This window comes from Mucilaginibacter gossypiicola, from assembly GCF_900110105.1.
Lineage (GTDB): Bacteria > Bacteroidota > Bacteroidia > Sphingobacteriales > Sphingobacteriaceae > Mucilaginibacter > Mucilaginibacter gossypiicola.
This window is the reverse complement of the sequence record NZ_FOCL01000016.1, coordinates 54,082-81,071: the sequence shown is the minus strand read 5'-3', so window position 1 is coordinate 81,071 and position 26,990 is coordinate 54,082. Positions and strand designations below refer to the sequence as shown.

The 26,990-nt window shown below is 41.7% G+C and carries 17 protein-coding genes; 6 read left to right on the top strand and 11 right to left on the bottom strand.

Features of this window, described 5'->3' with window-relative positions; translation table 11 throughout:
• Positions 1-105: 105 nt before the first annotated feature.
• The 4 genes from BMX50_RS30690 to BMX50_RS30675 form a co-directional block, all read right to left on the bottom strand.
• A complete protein-coding gene (locus BMX50_RS30690) occupies positions 106-2,499 on the bottom strand; it encodes an ABC transporter permease (RefSeq protein ID WP_091220422.1) in 2,394 nt (797 codons plus the stop codon).
• A gap of 118 nt (positions 2,500-2,617) precedes the next feature.
• Entirely contained in the window at positions 2,618-4,978 is a 2,361-nt protein-coding gene (locus BMX50_RS30685; RefSeq protein WP_091220420.1) for an ABC transporter permease, read from the bottom strand.
• A 235-nt stretch (positions 4,979-5,213) separates the two neighbouring features.
• On the bottom strand, positions 5,214-7,643 hold the full coding sequence (locus BMX50_RS30680; RefSeq protein WP_091220418.1) for an ABC transporter permease: 2,430 nt from the start codon (positions 7,641-7,643) through the stop codon (positions 5,214-5,216).
• A 195-nt stretch (positions 7,644-7,838) separates the two neighbouring features.
• Positions 7,839-10,613 (bottom strand): ABC transporter permease, encoded by a 2,775-nt coding sequence (locus BMX50_RS30675; RefSeq protein WP_244281149.1) that lies wholly within the window; start codon positions 10,611-10,613, stop codon positions 7,839-7,841.
• A gap of 472 nt (positions 10,614-11,085) precedes the next feature.
• Between BMX50_RS30675 and BMX50_RS30670 the strand changes: the two genes are divergently transcribed.
• A complete protein-coding gene (locus BMX50_RS30670; RefSeq protein ID WP_244281148.1) occupies positions 11,086-13,584 on the top strand; it encodes a M1 family metallopeptidase in 2,499 nt (832 codons plus the stop codon).
• Between the two features lie 264 nt (positions 13,585-13,848).
• Here the strand turns inward: BMX50_RS30670 and pyrH are convergent, their stop codons facing one another.
• The 6 genes from pyrH to rplM form a co-directional block, all read right to left on the bottom strand.
• On the bottom strand, positions 13,849-14,553 hold the full coding sequence (gene pyrH, locus BMX50_RS30665) for a UMP kinase (protein WP_091220417.1): 705 nt from the start codon (positions 14,551-14,553) through the stop codon (positions 13,849-13,851).
• A gap of 125 nt (positions 14,554-14,678) precedes the next feature.
• The gene (nagA, locus tag BMX50_RS30660; protein WP_091220415.1) at positions 14,679-15,803 is read right to left on the bottom strand and encodes an N-acetylglucosamine-6-phosphate deacetylase; all 1,125 of its coding nucleotides are present in this window, start codon (positions 15,801-15,803) and stop codon (positions 14,679-14,681) included.
• 188 nt (positions 15,804-15,991) lie between these two features.
• Positions 15,992-16,831 carry a translation elongation factor Ts gene (gene tsf, locus BMX50_RS30655; RefSeq protein WP_091220412.1) on the bottom strand — a complete coding sequence of 280 codons (840 nt, stop codon included), beginning with the start codon at positions 16,829-16,831 and terminating at the stop codon, positions 15,992-15,994.
• Positions 16,832-16,995: 164 nt separating this feature from the next.
• Positions 16,996-17,838, bottom strand: coding sequence for a 30S ribosomal protein S2 (gene rpsB, locus BMX50_RS30650; protein WP_091220408.1), 843 nt, complete (start codon positions 17,836-17,838; stop codon positions 16,996-16,998).
• A gap of 18 nt (positions 17,839-17,856) precedes the next feature.
• Positions 17,857-18,243 (bottom strand): 30S ribosomal protein S9, encoded by a 387-nt coding sequence (gene rpsI, locus BMX50_RS30645; protein ID WP_090529485.1) that lies wholly within the window; start codon positions 18,241-18,243, stop codon positions 17,857-17,859.
• Between the two features lie 25 nt (positions 18,244-18,268).
• The gene (gene rplM / locus BMX50_RS30640; RefSeq protein ID WP_091220406.1) at positions 18,269-18,706 is read right to left on the bottom strand and encodes a 50S ribosomal protein L13; all 438 of its coding nucleotides are present in this window, start codon (positions 18,704-18,706) and stop codon (positions 18,269-18,271) included.
• Positions 18,707-19,084: 378 nt separating this feature from the next.
• Here rplM and BMX50_RS34370 point away from each other — a divergent pair, with 378 nt between their 5' ends.
• On the top strand, positions 19,085-19,567 hold the full coding sequence (locus BMX50_RS34370; protein WP_143065302.1) for a hypothetical protein: 483 nt from the start codon (positions 19,085-19,087) through the stop codon (positions 19,565-19,567).
• A 287-nt stretch (positions 19,568-19,854) separates the two neighbouring features.
• Here BMX50_RS34370 and BMX50_RS30630 read toward each other — a convergent pair whose 3' ends face one another.
• On the bottom strand, positions 19,855-20,640 hold the full coding sequence (locus BMX50_RS30630) for a hypothetical protein (RefSeq protein ID WP_091220402.1): 786 nt from the start codon (positions 20,638-20,640) through the stop codon (positions 19,855-19,857).
• Positions 20,641-21,118: 478 nt separating this feature from the next.
• Here BMX50_RS30630 and BMX50_RS30625 point away from each other — a divergent pair, with 478 nt between their 5' ends.
• From BMX50_RS30625 to BMX50_RS30610, 4 genes are all read left to right on the top strand, one after another.
• Positions 21,119-21,829, top strand: a complete 711-nt coding sequence (locus BMX50_RS30625; protein ID WP_091220400.1) for a hypothetical protein — start codon at positions 21,119-21,121, stop codon at positions 21,827-21,829.
• Between the two features lie 826 nt (positions 21,830-22,655).
• Positions 22,656-23,015 (top strand): BlaI/MecI/CopY family transcriptional regulator, encoded by a 360-nt coding sequence (locus BMX50_RS30620; protein WP_208864837.1) that lies wholly within the window; start codon positions 22,656-22,658, stop codon positions 23,013-23,015.
• A 2-nt stretch (positions 23,016-23,017) separates the two neighbouring features.
• Positions 23,018-24,463 (top strand): N-acetylmuramoyl-L-alanine amidase, encoded by a 1,446-nt coding sequence (locus BMX50_RS30615; protein ID WP_091220396.1) that lies wholly within the window; start codon positions 23,018-23,020, stop codon positions 24,461-24,463.
• A 70-nt stretch (positions 24,464-24,533) separates the two neighbouring features.
• Positions 24,534-26,984: a TonB-dependent receptor gene (locus BMX50_RS30610; RefSeq protein WP_091220395.1), complete on the top strand. Its 2,451-nt coding sequence runs from the start codon at positions 24,534-24,536 to the stop codon at positions 26,982-26,984.
• Positions 26,985-26,990 lie beyond the last annotated feature (6 nt).

Here is a 26,990-nt window from a genome sequence, read left to right as displayed (position 1 = left end):
TATAGAATTCTCTGTTCTCCTATTCTGATAATTCATCAATTCTAAAAATTCGGGGCAGACAATTCCGAAATCCATCTAACCTCTAATCTCCAATCACTAACCTCCCTACTCCGTTTTCAAACTCTTTACCGGGTTCATGGAGGCTGCTTTTATACTTTGATAACTTACGGTAAGCAGTGTTATGGCGATAGCACCAATTGCGGTAAGCCCAAATATCCACCAGGATAATACAGCGCGATATTTATATTCCTGCAACCAGCCCTCCATAAAGTAGTAGGCTGTGGGTATAGCAAATAATAATGATATCGATACAAGGATCACAAACTCCTTCGACATTAATTGCCACAGGCTAAATACAGATGCACCCAGTACCTTGCGTACACCAATTTCTTTAGTGCGCTGCTCGGCCATGAATGATGCCATACCAAACAGGCCCATGCAACTGATAAAAATAGCCAGCAAGGTAAAGAACCCTGCCAGTTTGCCTATGCGCTCTTCGTTAGTGAATTTGCGGGCATACTCTTCGTCGGTAAACTTATATTCGAACGGGCTACCGGGGGCATATTGTTTAAAAACCGTCTCTATTTGGGCAATGGCATCATGAGCACTCAATTTGGGGTTTAAGCGGATATCGACAAGCCCGCCCGGATCATTATCCAGCACAAATATCGACGACTTAACCGGCTCATATGGCGACGACATGATCATATCCTTTATCACACCTATGATCTTGTATTTTTTGCCCCAGTCTATTGTTTCACCTACGGCATGCTTAAAATTCATGAAATGGGCGGCAGTTTCATTAACAATCATGCTTGATGAGTCGCCAGCATTGTTGCGTTCAAAATCGCGGCCTTCAGTTAACTTCCACTGGGCAACTTTGCCAAACTCCGGACTAAGCGTTATCGTGGCGAAGTCATCCTGTAAACCGGCCGGTTTGCCACGCCAGTTCAAACCACTATTGTTTGAATACACCGCGGTGAGCGGGCTGCCCGACTCGGCTATTTCAATGATAGCGCCCGATTTAAGCAGATCGTTCCGTACGGCTTCAAAATGTTTATGAATTTCATCGGTACGCATATCTATTTGTACCAGCCCCGTACGCTCGTAACCAATAGGCCTGTTTTTGGTAAACTGCACCTGTCTGAAAACTATGACAGTACCGATGATCAGCGTAACCGACACCGCAAACTGCAACACCACCAACACTTTACGTGGTACTGCCGCATAACGGCCAGCTTTAAACGTACCCTTCAAAACCTTAACCGGCTGAAAGGACGACAGGTAAAATGCCGGGTAGCTCCCCGCGATCAATCCCGTAACAATACTAAAGCTTAAACCCAGCAGCCAGAAAACGGCATTGCCCCAAAGTATGTGCATGGTTTTATCGGCTACAGTGTTGAACCACGACAGCGTAAGCTGCGCCAGCAAAACCGAAATTAAAAATGCGAACAAAGCCAATATTACCGACTCGATAAAAAACTGGCTGATCAGCTGGCTCCTTAACGACCCGACCGTTTTGCGGATCCCCACTTCCTTGGCACGTTTTTCACTACGGGCAGTACTCAGGTTCATGAAGTTAATGCAGGCCAGCATCAGCACAAACACACCTATAATGCCAAACATCCACACAAACTTGATATCGCCACCAACATTAAAGCCATCTTTAAAGTTGGAGTAAAGGTGCCATTTACTCATAGGATGCAAAAACACTACCGGTTTAAAACTGGCGCCAACATCATCGCCCTGGGCTTTAATGGCGTGCAGTTTAATATCTTTGATCTCGGCCGATACTTTGTTTGCATCAACCCCAGGTTTCAGCTGTGCAAAGATTTGCCATGAGTTATTGCCCCAGCGCGTTTCGGCCCGTTTTAACCACGGGGCGGTGGTCATATATAAATCCCATGGCGCTATAAAGCCCAGTTCGCGAAATTCGGAATTATGCGGCATATCTTCGTAAACCCCGGTCACCTTAACGTTCCATACATTATCTATTTTGATGGTTTTAAGCATGGGATCGGTATCACCAAACAAAGCCTTAGCTAATGAAGCAGAAAGTAAAACAGATGATGGGTCAGTTAAACCCGAGCGCGTACCCTTCAGCATTTTTAAAGTAAGCAGATCAGGCGCTTCGGCCTGCATGTAACTACCCTCCTTGGTAAGCTTTTTATCGCCATAGGCCATAATATGCCCGTAGTTCCAGGAGGAGAGCACTACATATTTAAAATCGTGCTTATAATCATTTCGCAGCTTGTAACCCAAAGGTATCGGCATGGCCGTTTGCGAACCGGTTACACCATTAAAAGTCTGATTCTGCCAAACCTGAACTATCCGGTCATAATTATCGAAATTTTTATTGTACGATAACTCATCCCAGATCCAGAGCCCAATGAGCATAGCAACAGCCATCCCTACCGATAGGCCTGTAATGTTAATAAGCGTATGTGCCTTGTTCTTAACAAGGTTTCGCCACGCAACGGTTAAATAGTTTTTAAACATGATATTATATCATTAGGTCATTTACTGCGTGTCATTGAGTCATTCTTTGCTTATCAAATTTGATAGCGCCATGCAAATGACTCAATGACGCGAAGCAAATGATACAATGACCGAACTCTTACTCACTCCTCAAGTTTTTCACCGGATTTGCCAGTGCCGCTTTTATAGCGTGATAGCTTACGGTTAACAATGTGATTACGATGGCTCCTACCCCTGATGCCGCGAAGATCCACCAGGTTATGGCCGACCGGTACTCGTACCTGTGCAGCCAGTTGTTCATATAATAGTAAGCCATCGGGATAGCTATTAATAACGATATGGTTACCAAAACCACAAACTCAGTTGAGAGCAACCGCCAAAGGTTAGCCACAGATGCCCCAAGTACCTTACGAACACCAATTTCTTTGATCCGTTGCTCGGCTACAAATGAGGCCAGGCCAAATAAACCAAGGCATGATATAAATATAGCCAATACCGCAAATATGGTAGCCAGGTTACCGATACGCTGCTCGTCCGCAAACTTGCTGGTGTATTCATCATCATTGAATTTAAAGTCGAAAGGACTGCCCGGGTTATATTTGTTAAATACGGGTTCTATCTTTTTCAAGGCTTCCTGCATTGGCATGGTTGGCTTAACCCTCAATGTAATGAAGTTAACCCAGCCGGGCAGCATCATAAATACGGTAGCTACCGGCTTTTTGTATGGCGATTCCATCACCATATCCTTCACCACCCCGGTAACAACATGATCCTGTTTGTTCCACCTGATCACTTTACCAACAGGGTTTTTAATACCGCTCATTTTCACCGCCGATTCGTTCATGATAAAAGCCCCGGTATCGGTTGGGAAATTCCTCGAAAAGTCGCGGCCCTGGATAATTTTCCAACCTACAGTATGCCCAAAATCATAGGTAGTTGCTATGGTGCCAAAGGTTGGATCAAAGCCCGCTGGCTTGCCCTCCCAATCAAAACCTCCGTTATTTGACCAGATTTCGGTAGTGGTGCTGTTTGATTCGGCCATATCCTCAACGGCCCCTGTTTGGATCAGGTCATTACGCATGGTTTCATAATGCCCGTAAATTTCGGGCGTATTCATTTCTACTGAGATCAACCCCGCGCGCGAATAACCAACAGGCCTGTTTTTAGCATACTGGATCTGCCTGAACACCACGATAGTACCGATAATCAGCGCAATAGAAACTGTAAACTGCACAACTACCAAAACCTTACGCGGCAACGAAGCAAATCGGCCAACCTTGAAAGTGCCCTTCAAAACCTTTACCGGCTCAAATGACGACAGGTAAAATGCAGGGTAACTGCCCGCAATGATCCCTGTAAATATGGTAAAGCCCAAAGCCATCAGCCAAAACCAAATATTTCCAAAAGGAATGGCTATTTGCTTATCAGCAATATGATTAAACGCCGGAAGAGCTATCAAAACTATGCCCAGCGTAACCACCAATGCCAAACAGGCAAATATTACCGATTCGCTTAAAAACTGGTTAATGAGTTGTGAGCGCATTGAGCCGATAGACTTTCTGATCCCTACTTCTTTAGCGCGTTTCTCGCTGCGGGCTGTGCTCAGGTTCATGAAATTGATACAGGCCAGTAACAATACAAAAACACCGATAATACCAAACAGCCAAACCATTTCAATCAAACCACCAACAGATTTGCTGTTTTTAAAATCGCTGTACAGGTGCCATTTACTCATCGGGTGCACTTGTATGGTTTCATCATTCATTTTAAAATGCGGCTTGGTGATATTCCTGATTTTGGCCGATACTTTATCAAAATCGGCATGATCACCCATCTGAACATACAATGAACAGCCGTGATTATCCCATGCCGCGGTTTGCGTACCCCACCAGTTATTTTTGTTAAAAAAAGGCATCAAAAACCTGGTTTCATAAAATGAGGTATTGCGCGGCAGATCTTCATAAACACCAATAACCTTCAGATTGGTTTTATTATCGGCCTTGATGGTTTTATTGATCGGGTCGGCATCACCAAACATTGCTTTTGCAACTGATTGGGATATGATTATGGACGAAGGATCCTTAAACTCAGCGTAACTTCCTTTTACCATCTTCAACGCCAGCATGGCCGGCAAATCGCCTTCGGCCCAGCCGCCGTTTTGTGATATTTTTTTATCGCCCACGGCAAGGATATGCGCCCCACCCCAAAAAAGTGAAGTGTGTTTAAAATCGCCGGCATATTTAGTACGTAATTCGGCGCTTAGCGGCACTACGGTAGACCGAAAAGTTCCCGTTTCGCCATTGGCCGTTTGTGTTACCATAATTTGCCCCATGCGGTTATAGGTGCTATGGTATTTATCAAACGACAATTCATCCCAGATCCAAAGGCCGATAAGCATGGCCACCGCCATCCCTACCGATAACCCAGCAATGTTAATAAAGGCATGTACCTTGTTTTTAACAATGTTGCGAAAAGCGATTTTAAGGTAATTTTTTAACATGACTTAGTTCATTGGTTCACTTGTTCATTAGTTCATTGGTATTCGCTTCCATTTCATCGCGAGCGAAGCGTTGCAACCTCGTAACGTTTATATCGACCGCGTTGCATGTTGTTTATGCATTGGCTACGAGATTGCCGCGTCGCGCTCACGCACTACCCAACCAGCTCCTCGCAATGACATCAATTGTATTATTTTTTAATTCCGAAATCGAACATCCGAAATCCAAAATCAAAAATTATTCCGCCTTCAAACTCTTCACCGGGTTCATCCTGGCTGCTTTTATGGCTTGCGTGCTTACTGTTAACAGCGCTATTATCAACGCCAGTACGCCGGCCAGGGCAAACATCCACCAACTTATGGTTACCCGGTATTCAAAGGCCTGCAGCCATTTGCTCATACCCCACCAGGCTATTGGCGTGGCTATTACAAGGGCTATCAGTACCAACTGTACAAAATCTTTCGACAGCAACTGCACAATACCGGTTACACTGGCGCCAAGCACTTTGCGCACGCCAATCTCCTTACTGCGCTGCTCGGCGCTGAAAGCTGCCAGGCCAAACAAACCAAGACAGGAGATCACTATCGCCATCAGTGTAAAGGCATTGATAATCTGCGACAGGATAACCTCTGTTTCGTATTGCTTTTGCACCTCGGTATCTAAAAACGAATATTCAAATGGTGCATCGGCAATATCTTTACGCCACAGCGCTTCCATTTTGCCCAGTAACGATTTATAGTTTTTGCTGTCGGTTGATACCACCATTACATTAAATTGCCGCGGGTCATTCCGGTAAACCAGCATAAACGGCTTTACTTCCATGTGCAGGGAGTTGTAATTAAAATCTTTCATTACACCGGCCACTTCAACAAAGCTTACCGGGTCGGGAGCATATTGCGTATAAAGCCTTGTACCTGGGGCAGCCTGCGGACTTATTCCTAATCGTTTACATAAGGTTTCATTAATAAGTACGCGGGTAGTATCGCCTATACGGAAATCCCTGCCTGCAATTATTTTAATGCCGTTTGCTTTGGCAAAAAATTCGTCGGTAATAATATTCTGGGCATCGGTTGCAGTAGCCATATTGCCGCCAGCGGTGTAAACTCCGTGATCATGCGGTACAAACTGGCTCAGATAATTATCGGCATTACTTACGGTTTTAACCTCGGCCATCTGCCTCAAATCGTTTGCAAAATTTTTCATTTTGCCTTGCGTAGTCTCCGTATAAAAATTGAAGATGAGCTTTTGATTTTGATCAAAGCCGAGGTCTTTATTTTTCACGAAATTGAGCTGGCTATATATCACGATAACGCCCGATATTAATATGATAGATAACCAAAACTGAAATACTACCAACGATTTACGGATTCCGGCAGCCGAAATATGACTGGTAAAATTCCCTTTAATTACCTTAATGGCTTTAAATGCCGACAAATAGAACGCCGGGTAACTACCTGCCACCAAACCGGTAACCACAACCATGCCCCCCAGCATTATCCAGAGCTTATAATTAGAAAAGAAAGCTAAATGAATATCGGTATGGGTTAACTGGTTTAAATAAGGCAGCAGGATTATCAGCAGTGGCAAGGCTATAGCCACCCCAATGAGGGTAAGCATAAATGATTCGCCCAAAAACTGTTTCATCAGGTCGCCCTGGCCGGCGCCTATTACTTTACGTACACCTACCTCTTTGGCACGTTTGGATGCCCGCGCAGTTGAAAGGTTCATGAAATTGATACAAGCCACTACCTGTATCAGCACAGCCACCAATATCATGATGTACAGAAATGCGGGATCGAGCGTTTTGGTTAGCTCGTGCTCATGTCCCGGCGTTGTATGAATGGTGGTTACCGGCTGTAAGTGCAGCGCCTTTTTCATACCGATGGCCTTCAATTGATCGGCTCCATATTTATTTAAAAAGTCCGGAAGCTTTTTTTCAAGAGCGGCAGCACTGGCATTAGGGCGTAACTTTACGTAAGCATATAAAAAGTTATTCCCGGCCCATGCAGTATTTTGCCGTACATACTGACCTAAGCCGCCGCTGTTCATGGCCATAAACATGCTTACTTTAATGTGCGACTGACCGGCGCTTTCGTCAATTACCCCGGTAACCTTAAAATCATGTTTACCGAATGAATTATCGATAGAGATCATTTTCCCTATTGGATCCTCACCGCCGAAAAGCTTATCGGCAACTGGTTTCATCAATACAAGGCTGTAAGGTTCGGCCAGCACTTTATTGGCGTTGCCGCTAACAAAATGAAAGTTAAACACATCGAAAAAGGTAGAGTCGACATAAGCAGCGTTCTGCTGATAAAATGATTTTTCTTTGTATCGTAACAGGTGCTGTTTAGCTCCGAAACCTTCGGTACCTACCAGGCGGGTAAACTGCAGTACCTCGCCAAAATCATTTTTCATAGCCGGTGTAATCGGCGGCGAACTGGTGGCACTGTTATGCTTATCGCCGGTTAACTCAAGCGATGTGGTGATACGGTAAATGTCTTTAACATCTTTATGCTGTTTATCATAACTGTACTGGTCCTGCACATAAAGCAAAATATAAAGGCAACATAATGTACCCGTAGCCAGCCCTACTATATTAATTAAACTAAAGGTTTTGTTTTTCAACAAAAACCGCCATGCCGTTTTTAAATAACTTTTTAACATACTATTCGTTCAATGGTTCATTAGTTCACTTGTTCATTAGTACTTTCAACCATGTCATTGCGAGCGATAGCGCGGCAATCGCAGGGAAGCATGGCCGCTCTGTATAGCATGCGATTGCTTCGTCGTTCCTCCTCGCAATGACATAAATTGCTATTTACAAATTCCGAAATCGAATATCCGAAATCCCAAATTCTATTATTCCGTTTTCAAACTCTTTACCGGGTTCATCAATGCGGCTTTAATGCTTTGGTAGCTTACTGTTAGCAATGCTATCATAATTGCTGCTACACCGGCAAGGGCAAACATCCACCAGCTTAGCGGTACACGATAGGTAAAATCCTGCAGCCATCTGGTCATTGCATAATAGGCTATAGGCGTTGCTATCACAATGGCAATAAATACCAGCTTTACAAAATTTACGGACAGCATCGCAGTGATATTACCAATAGTTGCACCCAAAACCTTACGTATACCAATTTCTTTACTGCGTTGCTCGGCCATAAAGGCAGCTAAAGCAAACAGACCAAGACAGGCTATAATAATGGCCAATACCGCGAAGCTTGTAAAGATGCGCCCCATACGCTGCACATCAGCATACATGCTGGCAAAACGTTCGTCCATAAAAGTATACCTGATGGACTGATTGGGTGCAAACTGTTTCCATGTTGTGGTGATTTGTGCCAGGGCATTTTTTACATCGCCTGCTTTTATTTTTACCGATACTATCGATTCGCTCGGGCTTAAGTGCATTACCAATGGTTCAATACCATCGCGCATCGATTCGAAATTGAAATCTTGTACTACGCCAATGACGGTTTTGCCGGGCCCATAATTAACAATTTTTTTGCCTATCGGATTTTTAAGGCCAAGTTTGTTGGCCATAGTTTGGTTAATGATCACCGATTGCGAATCGGTTTTCATATCAGGATTGAAATCACGGCCTGCCACCAGTTTAATACCCAATGTTTTGAGGTAATCATGGTCAACCTCCCAAAATTGGCCCCCTACAGTAGGGTCGATCTTTTCCCTTCCCTCAATATAAAATTGGTTGCCGTTACGTTTGGTGCCCGAAACAGGTAAAAAATCACTGATGGACGCACTTTTAACTGTTGGGAGTTTCACCAGTTCGTTTTTAAAGGCTTTTACCTGGTTATCAAGTGTATTTGTGCCCTGGATCATCACTACCTGGTCTTTTTCAAAACCTACCTTTTTATTGAGGATGAACTGCATCTGGTTATAAATAACCACTGTACTTATGATCAAAATAATAGATGTGGCAAACTGAAAAACCACCAGCACATTCCTGAGTCCCGAACTTTTACTACCGGTGCTTAGTTTACCTTTAAGCACCTCTGCCGGCTTAAAGCCCGACAGGTAAAACGCCGGATAAATACCGGCTATAATGCCAATTAAAAATGCCGAAGCCAATACCACCGGCACCAACCACCATTGCATCCATGGCATAACAAGCGTTTTAGATGCCAGTATGTTAAAATATGGTAACAGGATCCAGGCTAACAGCAATCCGAAAGCAAAAGAGAAAAAGCTGTACATCAATGATTCGGTAAGGAATTGCCTGATCAGCCCGCTGCGTTGTGAACCAACTACTTTGCGCAAGCCTACCTCCTTAGCCCTGTTGGCCGATTTGGCGGTTGAAAGATTGATGAAATTGATACAGGCAATAATCAAAATAAAGCCCGCCACTGCACCAAACAGCCAAATGAACCGGATATCTCCGTGCGACATACCATCATGGATATCATATGAACGTAAATTGATATCCTGGATATTCTGCATTTTCATGCTAAATATATCCATTACCCGGCTTGCCCGCTTATCGCCATTTTTGGTCATGTTGGGCACATAGTAGTTTTTAAGGATATTAGTACTAACCTTTTTTTCAAAAGCCGGGATGTTAGTGCCCGGCTTCAGCACCATATAAATATGGTAATTGTTGGCATCCCATGTAGCCTGTTCCCCATTCCAGAACTCGACGCCGGCAAGTGTCAGCAAAAACTTAAAATCATGCAGGTGCGAGTTATGCGGCATATCCTGCATTACAGCAGTCACTTTAAAAGGCTTGGTTTTATTATTATTCAGAAATATAACCTTCCCTATCGGGTTTTGACCGGGGAAATACTTATCTGCTTTGCTTTTTGAAATCACTATACTCAAAGGCTCGGTGAGTGCGTGTTTGGCATCTCCATAAACCATTGGTACATTTAAAATATCAATCAGGCCCTGATCTGCATAGGCAAAACCTTCTTCATGGGTATTATCGGCCTGGTCGGCACGTTTCAACTCATTGCTTCCGGCTCCCCAAAACAAGGAATTAGGCATCAAGCGGCCCGATTTTTCCACCTCCGGAAAGTCCTGTTTGATCACCTTCCCCATAACCGAAGGCCAATCCACTCCTTTTTCGTGTGAGCCGCCGTCATGATAATCGCCAATTAAACGGTAGATGTTATTGGCATTGGGATAACTTTTATCAAAGCTCAACTCATCACGAATGTACAGGGCAATTAACAGGCAGGCTGCAATACTAAACGCAAAACCACCAATTTTAATAGCTGTATACATTTTTTGCTTACGCAACTGCCTTAAGGCTACCTTCAGGTAATTTTTGATCATGGCTATGCTGTTTAAAAACGGTTTATGCTGTTGTAGTTTTTCAGTCTTATAATTACGCTGCGGGGCTTTCACCTCCTTAACAGAATCCTCCGCAACAAATGATGATGGCTTTACACCCCCCTGATCTTTAATTTTTGCCTGGATTTTACTGAACAAAGCCGAACCATTGCCTGCCGGCTTTTCTTCTCCCTCATCCCACCATTTCGACATTAACTTCAGGTGGCTATGCAGTTCGGGATTTTTAGCCAGCAAAGTATTTAACTCCGCCAGCTCCTTTTCTGAAGCTTCGTTGGCTAACTTCTTTGAAGCCAGGTTCCAAACGTGGTCATCTAAGTTCATATCTCAAACAGGCATTTAGTTTATCAAAAGGCAGTACACTACTGTTAATGTTTAATAAAACATGTGCCATTTATATAAATAACTAACATTCAAGTAATTAAATAAAAAACATCGTTATTACTGTACGAAAGCGTACATCTGGTGTTCGGTTTTATAAGGGTGATATTTAGCCTGGGCAAGTATGATAGCACTATTGCGCTCTGAACATCTTTAACAAAGATTTGACGTTACCTCACGCCTTTCATTAAAACTGATTACCAATTATTTATTCAATAAAAATTCGACTTCTGTTAATCCTGTTACCCCCCACCCCCTCCGGTTTAAACTTATAATCTCTCCACTCTCTCAGTAACATAATCCCGTTCCATGCGTCATAGGTGATTTACGCACAAAACATTTTCGCTGCGGGGATGTATATTTGAAAATTAACTATCCTTAACAGCTTGTAAAAAGCAAACTTTTTGTACCATATATGACTGATCGCAAATTAATTACAAAACTCATGCTGTCGTGTGTGCTTACCACAGCTATGGCAACTGCTTACGGGCAGCAAACACCTCCCGCCGAAAACCCGGCACTAAAAATTTACCGGGCTGTACCAACCAAAATCAACGACCTCGTTCATACCAAACTTGATGTTCGTTTCGATTACAAAAAACGTTACCTGTATGGCAAAGAATGGGTTACGCTGAAACCGCACTTTTACCCAACCGACAGCTTAAGGCTTGACGCAAAAGGCATGGACCTTAAAAACATCTCGGTAGTAAAAAACGGCAAAAACGTTCCGTTAAAATTCACTTACCAGGATAGCCTTTCGGTAGCTATTAAACTGGATAAGGTTTATCATAACAACGAAAGCTATACCATTTACATTGATTACACTGCAAAACCCAACGAGCTGAAAGAAAAAGGTAGTGCGGCTATTAACGATGCCAAAGGTTTATACTTCATCAATCCAGATGGCACCGAAAAGGATAAACCAACCCAGATCTGGACGCAGGGCGAAACCGAAAGTTCATCGGCCTGGTTTCCTGCCATTGATAAGCCAAGCCAAAAAACTACCGAAGAGATCACGATGACCGTACCGGCAAAGTACGTAACATTATCAAACGGTAAGCTAACCGCTCAAAAAACAAATGCCGATGGTACCCGTACCGATACCTGGAAACAGGACCTGCCGCACTCGCCATATTTGTTTATGATGGCCGTTGGCGATTTCAAGATCTACAAAGACAAGTGGAAAGATAAAGAAGTAAGCTATTACCTTGAACCGAAATATGCTCCTTACGCTAAAGAGATTTTTGGCTTTACCCCGGAAGCTATCGACTTTTATTCAAAAACTTTAGGCGTTGATTTTCCATGGGTTAAATACTCGCAGATTGTGGTTCGCGATTATGTGAGTGGCGCTATGGAAAATACATCAGCTACCCTACACGGCGACTATGTACAGGCCACCCACCGTGAGCTGATAGACGCCAACTACAATAACGGCCGCAGCACTATTGTTCACGAGCTTTTCCACCAATGGTTTGGGGACTATGTTACAGCCGAAAGCTGGAGCAACCTTACCGTAAATGAATCGTTTGCCAACTTCAGCGAAACCATCTGGGCCGAGCACAAATACGGTAAAGACGAGGCCGATGCTCACAATTATGCCGATATGCAAAGCTATCTCCGTTCGCAGGGAGCCAGTACTAAAAACCTGGTACGTTTTTATTATGCCGATAAAGAGGATGTTTTTGACGCCGTAACCTACCAAAAAGGCGGCCGCATCCTTAACATGCTCCGTAATTATTTAGGCGATGCCGCGTTTTATAAAGGCCTTAACATTTACCTCAAAACAAACGCATTTAAAAATGGCGAAGCCCAGCAATTACGTTTAGCGTTTGAAGAAGCCAGCGGCCAGGACCTTAACTGGTATTTTAATCAGTGGTATTATGGTGCCGGTCATCCCATTTTGAACATTAGCTACAAATGGGACGAAGCTACCAAAACCGAAACAGTTTACCTGAAACAAACCCAGGATGGCCAAACCTTTAAACTGCCAATGGCTATTGATATTTACCAGGGCGGTAAAAAGGTACGTCATAAAGAATGGATGAATGACAAGGTAGATTCTATCAGCTACCAACTGGCCGGCAAACCAGACCTGGTGAATGTAGATGCCGATAAAATCCTGCTAACCAAGAAAACTGACGCAAAAACCATTGACGAGTTTTTATTCCAATATTTTAACGCGCCAAACTATCTCGACCGCTTTGAGGCGATAGATGCTGCTGCAGCAGATCAAACCCGTCCGCAAGCGCAAAAGATCCTGATTGCTGCTTTAAAAGATAAATATTATGGCTTGCGCATCAAAACCATCAGGGCATTAAACCTTACTAAGGATGATGTGCGTAATGCAGCTCAGCCAATATTGATCTCATTAGCACAAACCGACAATAACACTCTGGTAAGGGCTGCTGCAATTACTGCTTTGGGTAAACTGAAAGCAAGCGGCAATATGACCTTGTTTACTCAGGCTATGTCAAGCGAATCATATGCAGTGCAAGGTGCTGCTTTAAACGCCATAGCGCAACTCGATGCAGCCAAAGCGTTAAGCTTAGCCAAAGGCCTTGAAAAAGACAATAAAGGCGCGTTAACAACCGCTATTACCAACCTGTACACCGCTAATGGTAATGATGCCGAGTGGCCCTTTGTTTACCATGCATTTACAGAAGCCGGCATCCAGGAAAAATTCAATACGCTTAAAAACTTTGCCGATATGACAGCCAAAGTGAATAAGCCTGAATATGCTCAGCAAGGTATTGACCAACTGAAAGAGGCCGGCATCAAATTTAAAGTTTACGGTGCCGCACCATTTGTAGTTACCCAGCTTGAAGGTATCAAAGCTTCACGTACTGCCATTAAAGATGATGCATCGGTAAAAGCTGCTGATGAAGCCATCAAAGCTGTCAATGACGCTAAATAATAAGTAAGCTTAGAAGGAAGCTGTTTAAGCTTTTTGTAATCGTCATTGCGAGGAACGAAGCAATCCCAATAAGCAGGTCCGCCCTGTATAGTTTGGGATTGCTTCGTTCCTCGCAATGACGGTTTTTCATTTGCTTTTATGTAGTAAAAAGAAAGACCACCCTACGGAGGGTGGTCTTTCTTTTTTTGATTTGTTGTACTTGAGCTAAAAGCCTCTATCTGGGGGATTGGTATTTTTTGCTTTAAGCCTTCGGCTTTAAGCTCTTTATTTCACCAGCGTACCAATATCTTCACCTTTGGCAATTTTCATAAAGTTGCCCTCTTTGTTCATATCAAATACAATAATTGGCAATTTGTTTTCCTGGCAAAGGGTGATGGCTGTCATGTCCATTACGTTAAGGCCTTTGTCATACACTTCCTGGAAAGTGATTTCGTCGTAACGTGTAGCTGTAGGATCTTTCTCCGGATCGGCAGTATAGATACCATCAACACGGGTACCTTTCAATACCACGTCGGCTTTAATTTCAATGGCGCGTAATGAAGCAGCAGTATCAGTTGTGAAATAAGGATTACCTGTACCTGCACCGAAGATCACAATCTTGCCCATTTCCAGGTGATGCATAGCACGACGGCGAATGTAAGGCTCACAAATCTGTTCCATTTTTATGGCCGATTGCAGGCGGGTTTCTACGCCAATGCTTTCCAAAGCATTTTGCAATGCCATACAGTTAATCACTGTTGCAAGCATCCCCATATAATCTGCCTGGGCACGTTCCATGCCTGATTTCTCGGCACTTAATCCCCTGAAGATATTACCGCCGCCAACAACTATCGCAATTTCAATACCGGCATCATAAACGTTTTTAATGTCATGAGCATATTGCAAAACCTGGTTATTATCAATACCATATTGCCTTGCGCCCATCAGCGATTCGCCCGAAAGTTTCAGTAATATTCTTTTGTATTTCATTTGGTGTGATTTGCTAATAATAGAAATAGATGAAACCTGCTTTTGTTTATATCAAGAATTGATAAAGCTCTGTTCATACGGGAGTAGTTCGCCAAAAATAGCGAATAAATTTCAGTGTTAAAATTTTATGTTGTCTTTGTTAAAAAATTGCCTTTCAATATAGTCTCAAGCACTTCAAAATCAGCGCTAAAAACAACCAGGTCGGCATCAAAGCCTTTCTCAATTTTACCCTTCTTTGCTTGCGAAGCCAGCTCGGCAGGATATAATGATGCCATATTCACAGCCTCGGCCAATTCGATACCAACCTTTTTAACGCAGTTTTCAACCGCTTTAAGCATGGTAAGGCATGAACCTGATAGCGTACCATCGGGCATAGTATACCTGTCGCCCCTCAGTTCGTGTTGGTAAGCCCCTTCTTTGGTTGAGGTAACCGCATCGGTGATCAGGAAAAGTTTATCACCAAGTTCTCGTTTAGCTAAACGTACCATTGCAAAATCAACGTGGATACCATCAGCTACGATACTGGTGTACGGCCTTTCCTCAAAAATTGCAGGGATATAGCCGGGTTCGCGGTGATGCATAGATGGCATGGCATTAAACAAGTGTGTAACTGCCTGTACCGGTTTCTTTAAAAACGATTTCCCCTCGGCATAGGTAGCGTTGCTATGGCCTGATGATATAATAACGCCCTGCTCATATAAATAATCAATCACCTCCTGGTCCTGTAGCTCAGGGGCCATAGTGATCATTTTAATCAGGCCATCAGCCTTTTCAATCCAGCCTTTAACCTCGGCCAAAGCAGCCTTTTTAATGAATTTTTCGGGATGGGCTCCTTTTTTGGCAGGGTTTAAATAAGGCCCTTCCAGGTGCAATCCCCAAAAAGCACCTTTACTTTTTGGGTAATAGGCCTTAGCAGCTTCAATACCAGTTTCCACAATATCATTCGTGTTGGTGCCGATTGTGGCAAACACGCCAATGGTGCCTTGGTTTAACAAGTCATGCTCTAACTGCTCAAGCGCCTCAACTGTTGGTGTACCGGCAAATAGTTTACCTCCGCTGCCGTAAATCTGCAAGTCGATAAATCCGGGGGCAAGATAGGCGCCGTTCAGGTTTTTCTTTTCGGCATCTGCCGGAATAGCGCTTTCGTCAATAATATCAGTGATGGTACCGTTTGAGATTAAAACGGCTTTGCCTTCGGCGATGGTGCCGGCCGAGATGAGTTTGAGGTTGTGAAGGGCGAGGATAGACATGATTTAATAATTACGTATTTAACCATTATGTCATTGCGAGCGTAGCGTGGCAATCGCGAACTGTGCATGAACGCCCTGTATTGTGTGCGATTGCTTCGTCGTCCCTCCTCGCAATGACATAGTATATGAGAGATAACGACCCAACAGGGCAAAAAAAATCCCCCGATTTTCATCGGGGGATAATATAATTAAGCTCCTAAAGCTACTCGCTTAAAGGCGGTCACTGTAAGGCCTTTTTCAACCGAGTCAAGGAACTGTGAAATGCTCTTAGATGAATCTTTCACGAACTCCTGATTTAACAGGGTTGAGTCTTTGTAGAATTTGTTCAGTTTACCGGCAGCAATTTTTTCAACCATTGCTTCTGGTTTACCTTCTGCACGGATTTGCTCTTTAGCAATTTCAAGCTCGCGCTCAATTACTGAAGCGTCAACACCGTCTTTATCCAAAGCGATAGGGTTCATAGCAGCAATTTGCATAGCTACGTCTTTACCTGCATCTTCGGCACCTGCACCATCAGCGCTTAATGCTACCAATACACCTAAACGGTAGTTACCGTGGATGTAAGCAACAACTTTCTCGCCGTTAACTACTTCATATTTAGATACGCCGATTTTTTCGCCGATTTTACCAGTTTTTTCGATGATAGCATCACCAATTTTAACGCCACCAAGTTCAAGGGCGTACAGTTCTTCAATTGAAGCTGGTTTTGCTTCAACTGCTTTATCAGCAATTTCACCTGCAAAAGCGACGAACTCAGCATTTTTAGCTACGAAGTCAGTTTCGCAGTTAAGCTCGATGATAACACCGGTTTTAAAATCAGCCGAAGTACGTGCAATAACAACACCTTCGTTTGATTCCCTGTCCTGACGGCTTGCTGCAACTTTAGCACCTTTTTTCCTTAAAAAATCGATAGCTGCTTCAAAATCACCGTTAGTTTCGGTTAATGCTTTTTTGCAATCCATCATACCGGCACCGGTTTGCTGGCGCAGTTTGTTTACGTCGGCTGCAGAAATTTGTACTGTAGACATGTTTTTTTGAGTTTTAAGATTTTTTTTATCGGGTTACAAGTTACCGTTATGGTGTTATCCTACTGTAACCCGCAACTATTTTTAATATTAAAAATCTCCCACCCCTTGCTGAGGTGAGAGAATTAATATATTTTGTGTTGTCCCTTAAGGGCTAACAAGGAAGATTATTCTTCTGTTTCAGCAGCTGGAGTTTCAGCTTCGCCTTCAGTAGCTACTTCAGCAACTTTGCGGGTTCTTTTACCGCCTTCGTTAGCTTCAGGAGCATCAGCTTTAGCTTTTGCAGCTACTGCTTCTTTTTCAGCTTCGTCTTCTTTCTCGCGTTTGCGCTCATCTAAACCTTCTTCGATAGCTTTGATAATGATGCTGGTGATCAATGAAATTGATTTGGTAGCGTCATCATTTGCAGGGATCGGGAAGTCGATGTTTGAAGGATCAGAGTTGGTATCAACCATAGCAAATGTAGGGATGTTCAACTTTAATGCTTCTGAAACTGCAATGTGCTCTTTCTTAACGTCGATCAGGAATAAAGCAGCTGGTAAACGGTTCAAGTCAGAGATACCACCTAAAAGGGTTTCTAATTTGATACGCTCACGCTGAATCATCAGACGCTCTTTTTTAGAAAGGTTGCTGTAAGTACCGTCTTTAGTCAATTTATCGATGTTTGACATCTTTTTGATCGACTTACGTACAGTAGCAAAGTTAGTTAACATACCACCCAACCAACGCTCGGTGATGTATGGCATGTTTACGCTTTTTGCATAATCAGCAACGATATCTTTCGCTTGTTTCTTTGTAGCTACGAATAATACCTTACGGCCTGATTTTACAATTTGTTTTATAGCTGCAGCAGCTTCTTCAACCTTAGTTAAGGTTTTATTTAAATCGATAATGTGGATACCGTTACGCTCCATGAAAATGTACTGTGACATTTTCGGATCCCATTTGCGGGTAAGGTGACCAAAGTGTACACCAGCGTCCAGTAAATCCTGATAAGTTGTTCTTGCCATTTTGTTGTCCTCCTTTGATTAACGTTTACTGAATTGGAATCTCTTACGTGCTTTCCTGCGACCTGGTTTTTTACGCTCAACCATACGGTCATCGCGGGTCATTAAGCCTTTAGCACGTAATGCCGGTTTCTTTTCAGCATCAAGTTCAACAATAGCTTTAGCGATAGCTAAACGAACAGCTTCTGCCTGTCCTTTTACACCACCACCTGCAACGTTTGCTTTAACATCATATTTTCCGGTGCTACCAGAAACCTCAGTGCTCTGAGTTACGATATATTGCAATGGCAAAGTAGGGAAGTACTCTTTGTAATCTTTACCGTTAACGATGATCGCGCCATTTCCTTCTGTAAGGTAGATGCGGGCAACGGCTGTTTTTCTTCTGCCTGAAGTGTTAGTTGTTGGCATTTTTTTTCTCCTTAAAAATTAAAAATTAAATGGCTTTTGGGTTTTGCGCAGCATGAGGATGCTCAGCACCTGCATATACATGCAAATTGCCGAATAATGCTTTACCCAAACGATTTTTAGGTAACATACCACGTACCGCTTTCTCGATGATGCGGGTTGGATGTTTCGCCAATAACTCCTTAGGAGAAATAAAACGCTGACCACCTGGATATCCAGTGTAACGAACATAAACTTTGTCGCTTAGTTTGTTGCCGGTCAGTTTTACCTTGTCTGCGTTGATAACGATCACATTATCACCACAGTCTACGTTTGGGGTGAAATCTGGCTTGGTTTTACCACGAATGATCATTGCGATCTTCGTAGACAAGCGCCCCAAAATCTCGCCTTCGGCGTCAACAACAACCCATTGTTTGTTAACGGTTTTTTTGTTGGCTGAGACAGTTTTGTAACTTAACGTATTCACTTGCTTTAAATTAAATTGTTTAAACGTTTATTATACCCCGTATTTTCGGGACTGCAAAGATAGGGTTAATTATCTTATTAGCAAATAGTTTTTAAGGAAATTATTAAAGTATCTGTAAAGCAATTGCAGCTTTAGTATTTTTTACTTTATAAGCTGCCAAACAATTAACAGGGGACATACTTTTGAGCGTCTCAATTACCGAAAATTAACGTTAGCCGGGCATATTTATATGAATACTTTCTGACTCTGCTTGGTCAATAATAATATTCTCTTTGTGTTTGATAAATGTACCTCAGCCAGCGCGTTATCATCAACCATCGTACAAGGAGAAATCCTTCTTTATCGGGATTAGATAACTATTAACTTAGTATAATCATTATGGAAATCAAAACAATCTCAGAAGACCAACGAAAGCAATTGGCTAAAATCCACACATCACAGGACTGGACTCCATGTCAAGTTACCTTGAGCAATGGTGTAACTTTAGATAACGTGTATTTAGTAAATTACGACGACTATTTAAGATCGTGGGGAGGAATTAACTATGAGATGTTAATACCTATTGAAGAAATAACAAGCATAAGTGAGAGTCCAAACGCCCTTCCCGCTTCACTTTCGAAGAAACTTTATGATGCGGGTGAATCAGGCATGGGTTATTGTGTTTTTAAAATATTATACCATAACGGTGTTACCCTTGATATTGTCACAGGTAATGCTGTTGATTTTGTACCATCGCCCCATGGCTTAACTGTACAAAACATAAAAGATGTGTTACCACATAAAGGCTCTACACAAGCATACTTAAATGGATTGGATTATAAATGGTGCCTGTTTAAAAGTAATAACACCCAAAATGAGTAAGTAATGAATTATTAGGTTTATAGCTGCTGTCGCGTATTGAGGCTCTATAAATCATTATTTCAATTAACAATACACACCAAAACACCTTCAAAACAACCTCGACTTACGAAACAAACGGAAAAGTATCAAACAAAAAATCAACAGTTATTATGTAAAACCTGCATTTTCTCTTTAGCTTCCAATAGCAACTTCAAAGCAAAAATCCCCTTAGCGTTAACTAAGAGGATTTCTTTTTCTGTGGCACCAACAGGGATCAAACCAGTGACGCAAGGTTAAATAAGGAATTTTCACTTGACCCGCTTGTATATTTCTACAGATTGGCCATTTGTTGCATTATTAATCACCTGGGTATATTCGTCATGACCGTTCATCGTGACTTTAACAGTAAATTTATTACCTTGAAGAAGTTTGTAATTTGATATTTGCTCTTCTTCCCTAAGCGTATCATTACTAAAAGTAAATACCCCGGTACCAAACCCATTTTTAAAGATGTTCTTTTCCTTATTTTGAGCGAACCTGTGGACGAAAATAAAATGCCCTCCCCAGAATATTTTATACTGTGTTACATCAGTGGAGGTCGTGTCTTTGCCTTTTACGGTATAGGTCTTTTCCATTTTCCATAAACCATCAAGCGCAGAACTATCCGCCGGCGGGAATTTTTTATAATCCTCTTTCAATGCATATTTTACACCTTTTACTGTGGCAAAGTCGGGAATAACCTGGCTATAACCATCAGGCTTTTTTGTAACCTCAAGATTATACGTTAGGGATGAGTCGAGCGCTCTGCTGGTGTAAATACTAAGCTCCTTAAGTCGGTTAGCCGAGTCAAGTGTATAAGTACCCACACCAAACCCAACAGACGAGTCGGGCACTATACTGGCATATAAATAGTTATGATCTGTGTAGATTTTAATTTGCGTTCGTTTAATAACAGAATCTTTGCCTCCGCGATCGAGCACTTGTTTTTCAAGTTCATATACACCCGACAGGCCTGTCTCGGAAGACTTCTCTTTTTTCTTACATCCAAAAATCAGGAAGCTAAATAAAGCTGCGAAAATCAAAATCTTATTCATAATGCTTAAGGTTTAATATGATATAGGAATTTATTTCGTCTGGTGGAGGTTTTTATTTGGCGGTTTATAACTTAATCGTCTTAGTAAAAGAGCCAAGTAAAGACAAAATAAATGCCTAAAATTTTACCACCATAAATAATACAATTGGTTACCTAAACTTACAAATAATATATATCATAAACAATTTGTTAGCGAATTATTAAAAGTTTGCTAATGAATTATTTAAAGACAAAAAAATCATCTGATCAGATACGGGACAATATGAATTTTCGGACTGATCCCCAAAAAAAGGTTGCATCTCAGGAAAGACGGTTAAACGCAAAAAATCCCCTTAGCGTTAACTAAGAGGATTTTTGTTTCTGTGGTGCAGCTTTTAATTATAACAAACCATTTCTTTTACGATTTAAAAAGGTTGGCAGATTTAGACTTAAATTAAAAACAGTTCAATTTATTTATATTCGCCTAAGGCTTTATCAAAATGAACATTCTAAAAAGAAACAAGCACACCATTAATGCATTTGCTTTTGCAATTTTAATGATCAGCCTGCTGGGTTGTAAAGGAAATAACAGACCAAAAGCAACCGAAAATCAAACCCAACTGACCACAAAAGTTAGCGTAAATCAAACAACTGACACTACAAAGGATAAACAGGAAATTCAAAAACTCATTCGTAACTTACTTGTTTGGGCAGAAGATGGTAACAAGGTTCCGGACTTGCTTCCATTTGTGATAAATCGCCAGGATAGTATAGTCATAGGCTTTGATCTCAGTAAACTACAGGGAATCGATGATAGTTTAAAAACTACTAATTTTTTTTCTAGTGAATTCGTTAACAACTACAACCAAATTATCCAAACTCTTGCCCGAAAGATGAAAGATAAAGAAATCAAGCCTTTCTCAACAGGTGAAATACCGCCTTTTGGTTTCCATACCGATACTGATCCTTGGTGCGATTGCCAAGACGTACCATATGATGGTGAGAATGCATTTAGCATAGCGGCTAATTTAGTTGATGTGCATATTATTGAATTAAATAAAGAAAGGGGCAAAATGTATTGGACTTGGGGGAGTCTACCTAAAAACGTTTCACCCGATTGGAGAAGCTTTACCTATAAATTCAACGTTATAAAGGAAGGTGGCAAATGGAAAATATCTTATTTAGAAGGGTTTGATATCAAAAGAGCTTAATAAATACCAAAAGGCAATATGTAACGATATGCCCCACTTTGGACAACGACACACACAAATAAAAAGCTCTCAAAAATTCATCCGAGAGATTCTTAAGCTTTTAAAATAAAATGACCATTAATTCTTAATTCACTTTAGAAAGTGCGCCAAATAACCTTTAAAAGCAGTAGAAAACACGAACAGACAGAGATGTAACAGACAAGTAAAACAAACGAGTAATGAACAAGATTTTATTAAAAAAACCGCATTTATACCTTACAATAGCAGTTTTGAGGCATAAAAAAAGCTCCTTAGAGAATTCTAAGAAGCTTTTGATCTGTGGTACCAACTGGGATCGAACCAGTGACACAAGGATTTTCAGTCCTTTCGGCAGTGTTTGTATATTGCTGAATTTCAATTCGTTAGAAGTTTGCTTTCTTTCACTGTAAAACATTTGTAAAACAAAGCACGGTCTCTCCAAACCGATAATCAAATATAATGAAATTTGATTCTTAAATTTGATATTCCAACAAATTGTCTATTGGTTCGAGCCCGGTTAGCGGACGGAATCGTTGTAAACGGTGAAAATAATATTTGCTCCTGAGGCTGGGCGGAATTCGAACCACTTTTTAGAACAAATGCGCATTTTAAGCGAATTAGAGCACTTTTAACGATCCCTAACTGTGCACATTTCGAACCGCACAGTTTGTTGTCCGAGTTTTGCTCGGGCTTGGTTATGCAATTGAGAAAATTAGGCACGCTTCCTTTTTTCTCGCCATTTACCAGGCTATATTCACAAAACTGAAAAATAAGTTATATAACTGAAAAATAAGTTATATATTTGGTTATGGAGGAATTAACCAGAACCGAAGAACGAATTATGCAGGTTTTATGGGATTTGAAATCCGCTTTTGTGAAAGATATCATTGAACATCTGCCAGATGATCCTAAGCCGCCGTATAACACGATATCATCTGTGGTGCGGCTCCTGGAAACTAAAAACTATATTGGCCATAAAGCCTACGGAAAAACGCATGAATATTATCCGCTCATTACTAAAGCCGAATACGGAAAACACTCTTTTACCAAGCTGATCACCAATTATTTTGACGGATCGGCACAGTCACTGCTGTCATTCATGGTAAAAGAAGAAACCCTGTCGGAAAAAGACATTGAAGAAATCCAGAAAATGATTGATAAACAATAGCTATGAGCGTATTTAATTATCTGATCGGCGCAAGTGCATGCATGGGCTTAGGATATACGTTATACCCGCTGGTATTAAAGTGCCTAACCTTTTTCTCGATGACCAGGTTTTACTTGTTGTTCATTGTAACAATAAGCTTGATAATCCCGGCGATACACATTAAGGTACGGGAGCCGCTTCTAGCCCACCCAACAACCCAGGATGTGATCGTTTCTCAAAACATCTCTCCCGAAAAGGAATATTTACCCCCTATTTCACATCAAGCCAACACCGCTAACTGGTCATTAATTGCCGGCATCATATATGGTGCAATTTGCATAGCTCTACTTATCAAAATGGCGTACAGCGTGTTGAAAATAGTAAACCAGGCAAAAGAGCATGGTGTAAGATCCGGGGAAAATTACTTGGTGATGGATCGGTATAAAAAGAACGCATCATTCTTTAACTACATTTTTATCAGTTCGGCCAATACGCAATCATCAGAAGTAGCCCAGGTATTAGCGCATGAAGAAACACATGCCCGCCTGTTTCACTCTGCCGACAACCTGTATATGGAGGTTGTGAAAGCGTTTTTTTGGTTTAACCCATTCGTTTATCTTATTGCAAATGCTCTGAACGAGGTTCACGAGTTTGAGGTTGACCATTTAATGAAAGGCGTTTTCGACACTAAACAATATGCATCGTTAATACTCAAATTATCTTCTTTTTCATCTACAGGCCTCGTTAATCAATTCAGCGCATATAGCTTAAAAAGCAGGATTGTGATGCTATTTAGCGCCCATTCGCCGGCGGTAAAAAAGTTATGGTACCTGGCTATTGTACCGGTATTGGCAATGTACGGCTATTGGTCTTCGGTTGAAAAGGTGTACGGCAAAGCCCTGAAAAAGGATTTTGTATTGGTGCTCGATGCGGGCCACGGCGGCAGCCAGTACGGTACGGTGGGCACCGGAGGTTATACTGAAAAAGACCTGAACCTCCAGATTGTCAATCAAATCAAAGCCATAGCCGAAAAACAAGGCATCCGCACAATTTTAACACGGCCTGATGATAGCGAGCTGGATCTGCGCGGCAGGGTTGTGTATAAAGGTGACGCTTTCATCTCTATACACCTAAACGCGCCCGGCTATTGGGCCAGACATACCAATGGAATGGAGGTGATCATTGACAAAAACGAATTGTATCCATTGAATAAAAAACTGGCCCGCCATTTAAAAACCAGCTTACAACAGTTAAGCGGAATAAACACCCGGCGAAAAATGGTTATCAGTGAAACCTCGCCCGATAATACGCTGTATATTTTGCGGCACAATAAAGCGCCGGCAGTATTGTTAGAATTGGGCTACATGACCGATCCTTCCGATCTTAACTATATCACAAACACAGATAACCAGCATAAAATAGCCGAAAAGATCATCAATGCGGTAGTAGCTTACGGCACAGGCGAATAATATTTAAGCCTAATCCACATTTTAGGATTGATAGGGGTTCTGCAATAATCCACACATTTAATTCAATACCATGAAGGTGATTTTATCAGCCTTATTGCTACTGCTTTCCCTAAACTCAATGGCTCAAAATACCGGGAAAGTGGAAATAACAAGGGGCATCATCAGCGGAAAAGTTGTCACCGTAAAGGATGGCCTGGCGATTGAAGGCGCAACGATTATCATTAAAAGCCAGAAAGACAGCTTGTATAAAAATGCTATTAATAGCGACCAATCGGGAGCCTTTGAATTTAAAAACCTCCAAAGCGGAACTTATTCCCTGCAAATAAAACATTTGGGCTATAAGGAAGTTACCATCGGGCAGCTGATTATCAATGCGGTAAAACCATCCGCAAATCTGTCCGAAATTAAATTGGAGTTGGCCGAAAATGATTTAAAGGAAGTTGTGATCAGGGCCGGACAAAAACCTTATACCGAACAGAAAATAGACCGGACCATTGTAAATGTTAGTCAACTGCTTTCAAACAACGGTGTAAGCGCCGTTGAGGTTTTAAATAACGCCCCCGGGGTTAGTGTTACAGACGATGCCATATCATTGCGCGGAAAACAAGGCGTAACGATATACATTGACGGCCGGCAAACCTTTTTAGACGGAACACAATTGGTAAACTATTTAAAGTCCCTGCCTTCGGGCACTATCGAAAAATTAGAACTAATGCCGGTACCGCCAGCAAAATATCATGTGGAGGGCAACGCAGGTTTGATCAATATCATTACCAAAAAAAATCATACTGGGGGATTTAACGGCGGTTTGACAGCCACTAATGGGCGAGGACATTACGACAAAGCAAACTATAGCTTAAATCTTAATTATAAAACGGGGAAGCTAAATTTATTTGGAAATGCTGCTTACACATCTAATAATAATTATTACAAGGTAGACAGGGAAAGAGATTTTAGTTTTGCTAATCCTGCGGACAACTACACAATCAAACAAAATAACCTGGAAACCAATAACAGGAAAACTACACGGTATAAGCTGGGTTTTGATGCAGCGCTCGATACAAACACCAGCATTGGGTTGGTAATTGATGGTTCCGTAAGTCCCTATAAAGAACAGGGCAATTATTTGCTGCAATTTAATCATGCCTTGCCCGATTCAATTATCAAAACACAAAGTGACCTTAACAGGCCTACCAATGATGTAGCGCTCAATCTTTATTATCAGCATAAGTTTAAAAAAGCAGGAGAAAACATCAGGATAGATGCCGATTATCTGCACTACACCGACAACGCCCTGCAACTGCTGAACAGCGATACATACCTGCCCAACAGCACGGAGCTTGCAAACAATTATAACCTCATCACACAAAATCCTTTTGAGGCAAATGTGTACAGCTTAAAATCAGATTATGAAACAAAAACCTTTGCTGATATCAAATTATCGGCAGGATTACAAAGCATTTACTCTAAAAGGGGCAGCAACGGTATTTATTTCAACCGGCCCGGCATACCAAACGATTCATTAACAAGCAGTAATACCTACACAGAGCATATCAACGCCGCTTATATCAGCCTCAATAAAAATCTGAAGAAATTCAGCTTTGAATTAGGTTTGCGGTTCGAGAACAGTAGTTCGCAAGCCAGGCAGTATAATTATGCCGGCATACCCTATCCTGCTTTACATTTAAACTACAACAATTTATTTCCAAAGCTTTATGTTGCCTATAAATTAGATACCGCTTCGGTAAACACTTTTAATTTCTCTTTCGACTACCAGATCAACCGGCCCGATTATTCATCTCTTAATCCGTTTGCGTTTTATTTCGACAGGTATACTTCTTTCCAGGGAAATGCTTCGTTACTGCCCGAAAAAACAATTAACTTCGATTTATCATTTACTCACTCGGGCATTTTAACCGTAGGAACATCTTTTAAAAAAGGCCGCAATACGATCATCCAGTTTTACTATGTGAACGGCCAATCGCTGGTTAATACCTCATTGAATATCTGCAGCAATTATAATCTCGCGCTTTATTCCACAGTAGCTGTACCAATTTTTAAATGGTGGACGGCAAACCTTTTCGGCCAGGTTTCAGAGCAATTATTTCGGGGCGAAGCAATCAATAATGATTTTCTTTATAACAGGGTGTTTACCTTCGAGGCATCTGGTAATAATCAGTTTAAAATAAACAAAGGCTTGAGCGCAGAAATAAGTGGATTTTATCGTACCCGCACAACATTTGGACAAGGATATTATCTGCCGATGTTTCGGGTAAACACAAGCCTGCAAAAAAAGATATTTAACAACAAGGCTACTATTACCCTTGCCGGCTCAGATATTTTTCATTCGTGGAAGATCCGGCGTGAAATCCGGGTAAATAATGCATGGATAACAAGCAATATTATTAATGATACCCGGCAGATAAACCTAACATTGGCCTACCGGTTTGGATTGGAAGGCAAAAAGCGGATAAACAAAAGTGGTTTGGAAACGGAACGAGGCCGGGCTGGCGTAAATTAATATTTG

Coding starts and splice junctions, on each gene's coding strand:
- BMX50_RS30685 (WP_091220420.1), bottom strand. CDS start 4,978: ATGTTAAAAAATTACCTTAAAATCGCTTTTCGCAACATTGTTAAAAAC.
- nagA (WP_091220415.1), bottom strand. CDS start 15,803: ATGTCTATCCTCGCCCTTCACAACCTCAAACTCATCTCGGCCGGCACC.
- BMX50_RS30630 (WP_091220402.1), bottom strand. CDS start 20,640: ATGAATAAGATTTTGATTTTCGCAGCTTTATTTAGCTTCCTGATTTTT.
- BMX50_RS30675 (WP_244281149.1), bottom strand. CDS start 10,613: ATGAACTTAGATGACCACGTTTGGAACCTGGCTTCAAAGAAGTTAGCC.
- BMX50_RS34370 (WP_143065302.1), top strand. CDS start 19,085: ATGGAAATCAAAACAATCTCAGAAGACCAACGAAAGCAATTGGCTAAA.
- BMX50_RS30670 (WP_244281148.1), top strand. CDS start 11,086: ATGACTGATCGCAAATTAATTACAAAACTCATGCTGTCGTGTGTGCTT.
- BMX50_RS30625 (WP_091220400.1), top strand. CDS start 21,119: ATGAACATTCTAAAAAGAAACAAGCACACCATTAATGCATTTGCTTTT.
- pyrH (WP_091220417.1), bottom strand. CDS start 14,553: ATGAAATACAAAAGAATATTACTGAAACTTTCGGGCGAATCGCTGATG.
- tsf (WP_091220412.1), bottom strand. CDS start 16,831: ATGTCTACAGTACAAATTTCTGCAGCCGACGTAAACAAACTGCGCCAG.
- BMX50_RS30680 (WP_091220418.1), bottom strand. CDS start 7,643: ATGTTAAAAAGTTATTTAAAAACGGCATGGCGGTTTTTGTTGAAAAAC.
- BMX50_RS30690 (WP_091220422.1), bottom strand. CDS start 2,499: ATGTTTAAAAACTATTTAACCGTTGCGTGGCGAAACCTTGTTAAGAAC.
- BMX50_RS30620 (WP_208864837.1), top strand. CDS start 22,656: ATGGAGGAATTAACCAGAACCGAAGAACGAATTATGCAGGTTTTATGG.
- BMX50_RS30610 (WP_091220395.1), top strand. CDS start 24,534: ATGAAGGTGATTTTATCAGCCTTATTGCTACTGCTTTCCCTAAACTCA.
- BMX50_RS30615 (WP_091220396.1), top strand. CDS start 23,018: ATGAGCGTATTTAATTATCTGATCGGCGCAAGTGCATGCATGGGCTTA.
- rpsB (WP_091220408.1), bottom strand. CDS start 17,838: ATGGCAAGAACAACTTATCAGGATTTACTGGACGCTGGTGTACACTTT.
- rpsI (WP_090529485.1), bottom strand. CDS start 18,243: ATGCCAACAACTAACACTTCAGGCAGAAGAAAAACAGCCGTTGCCCGC.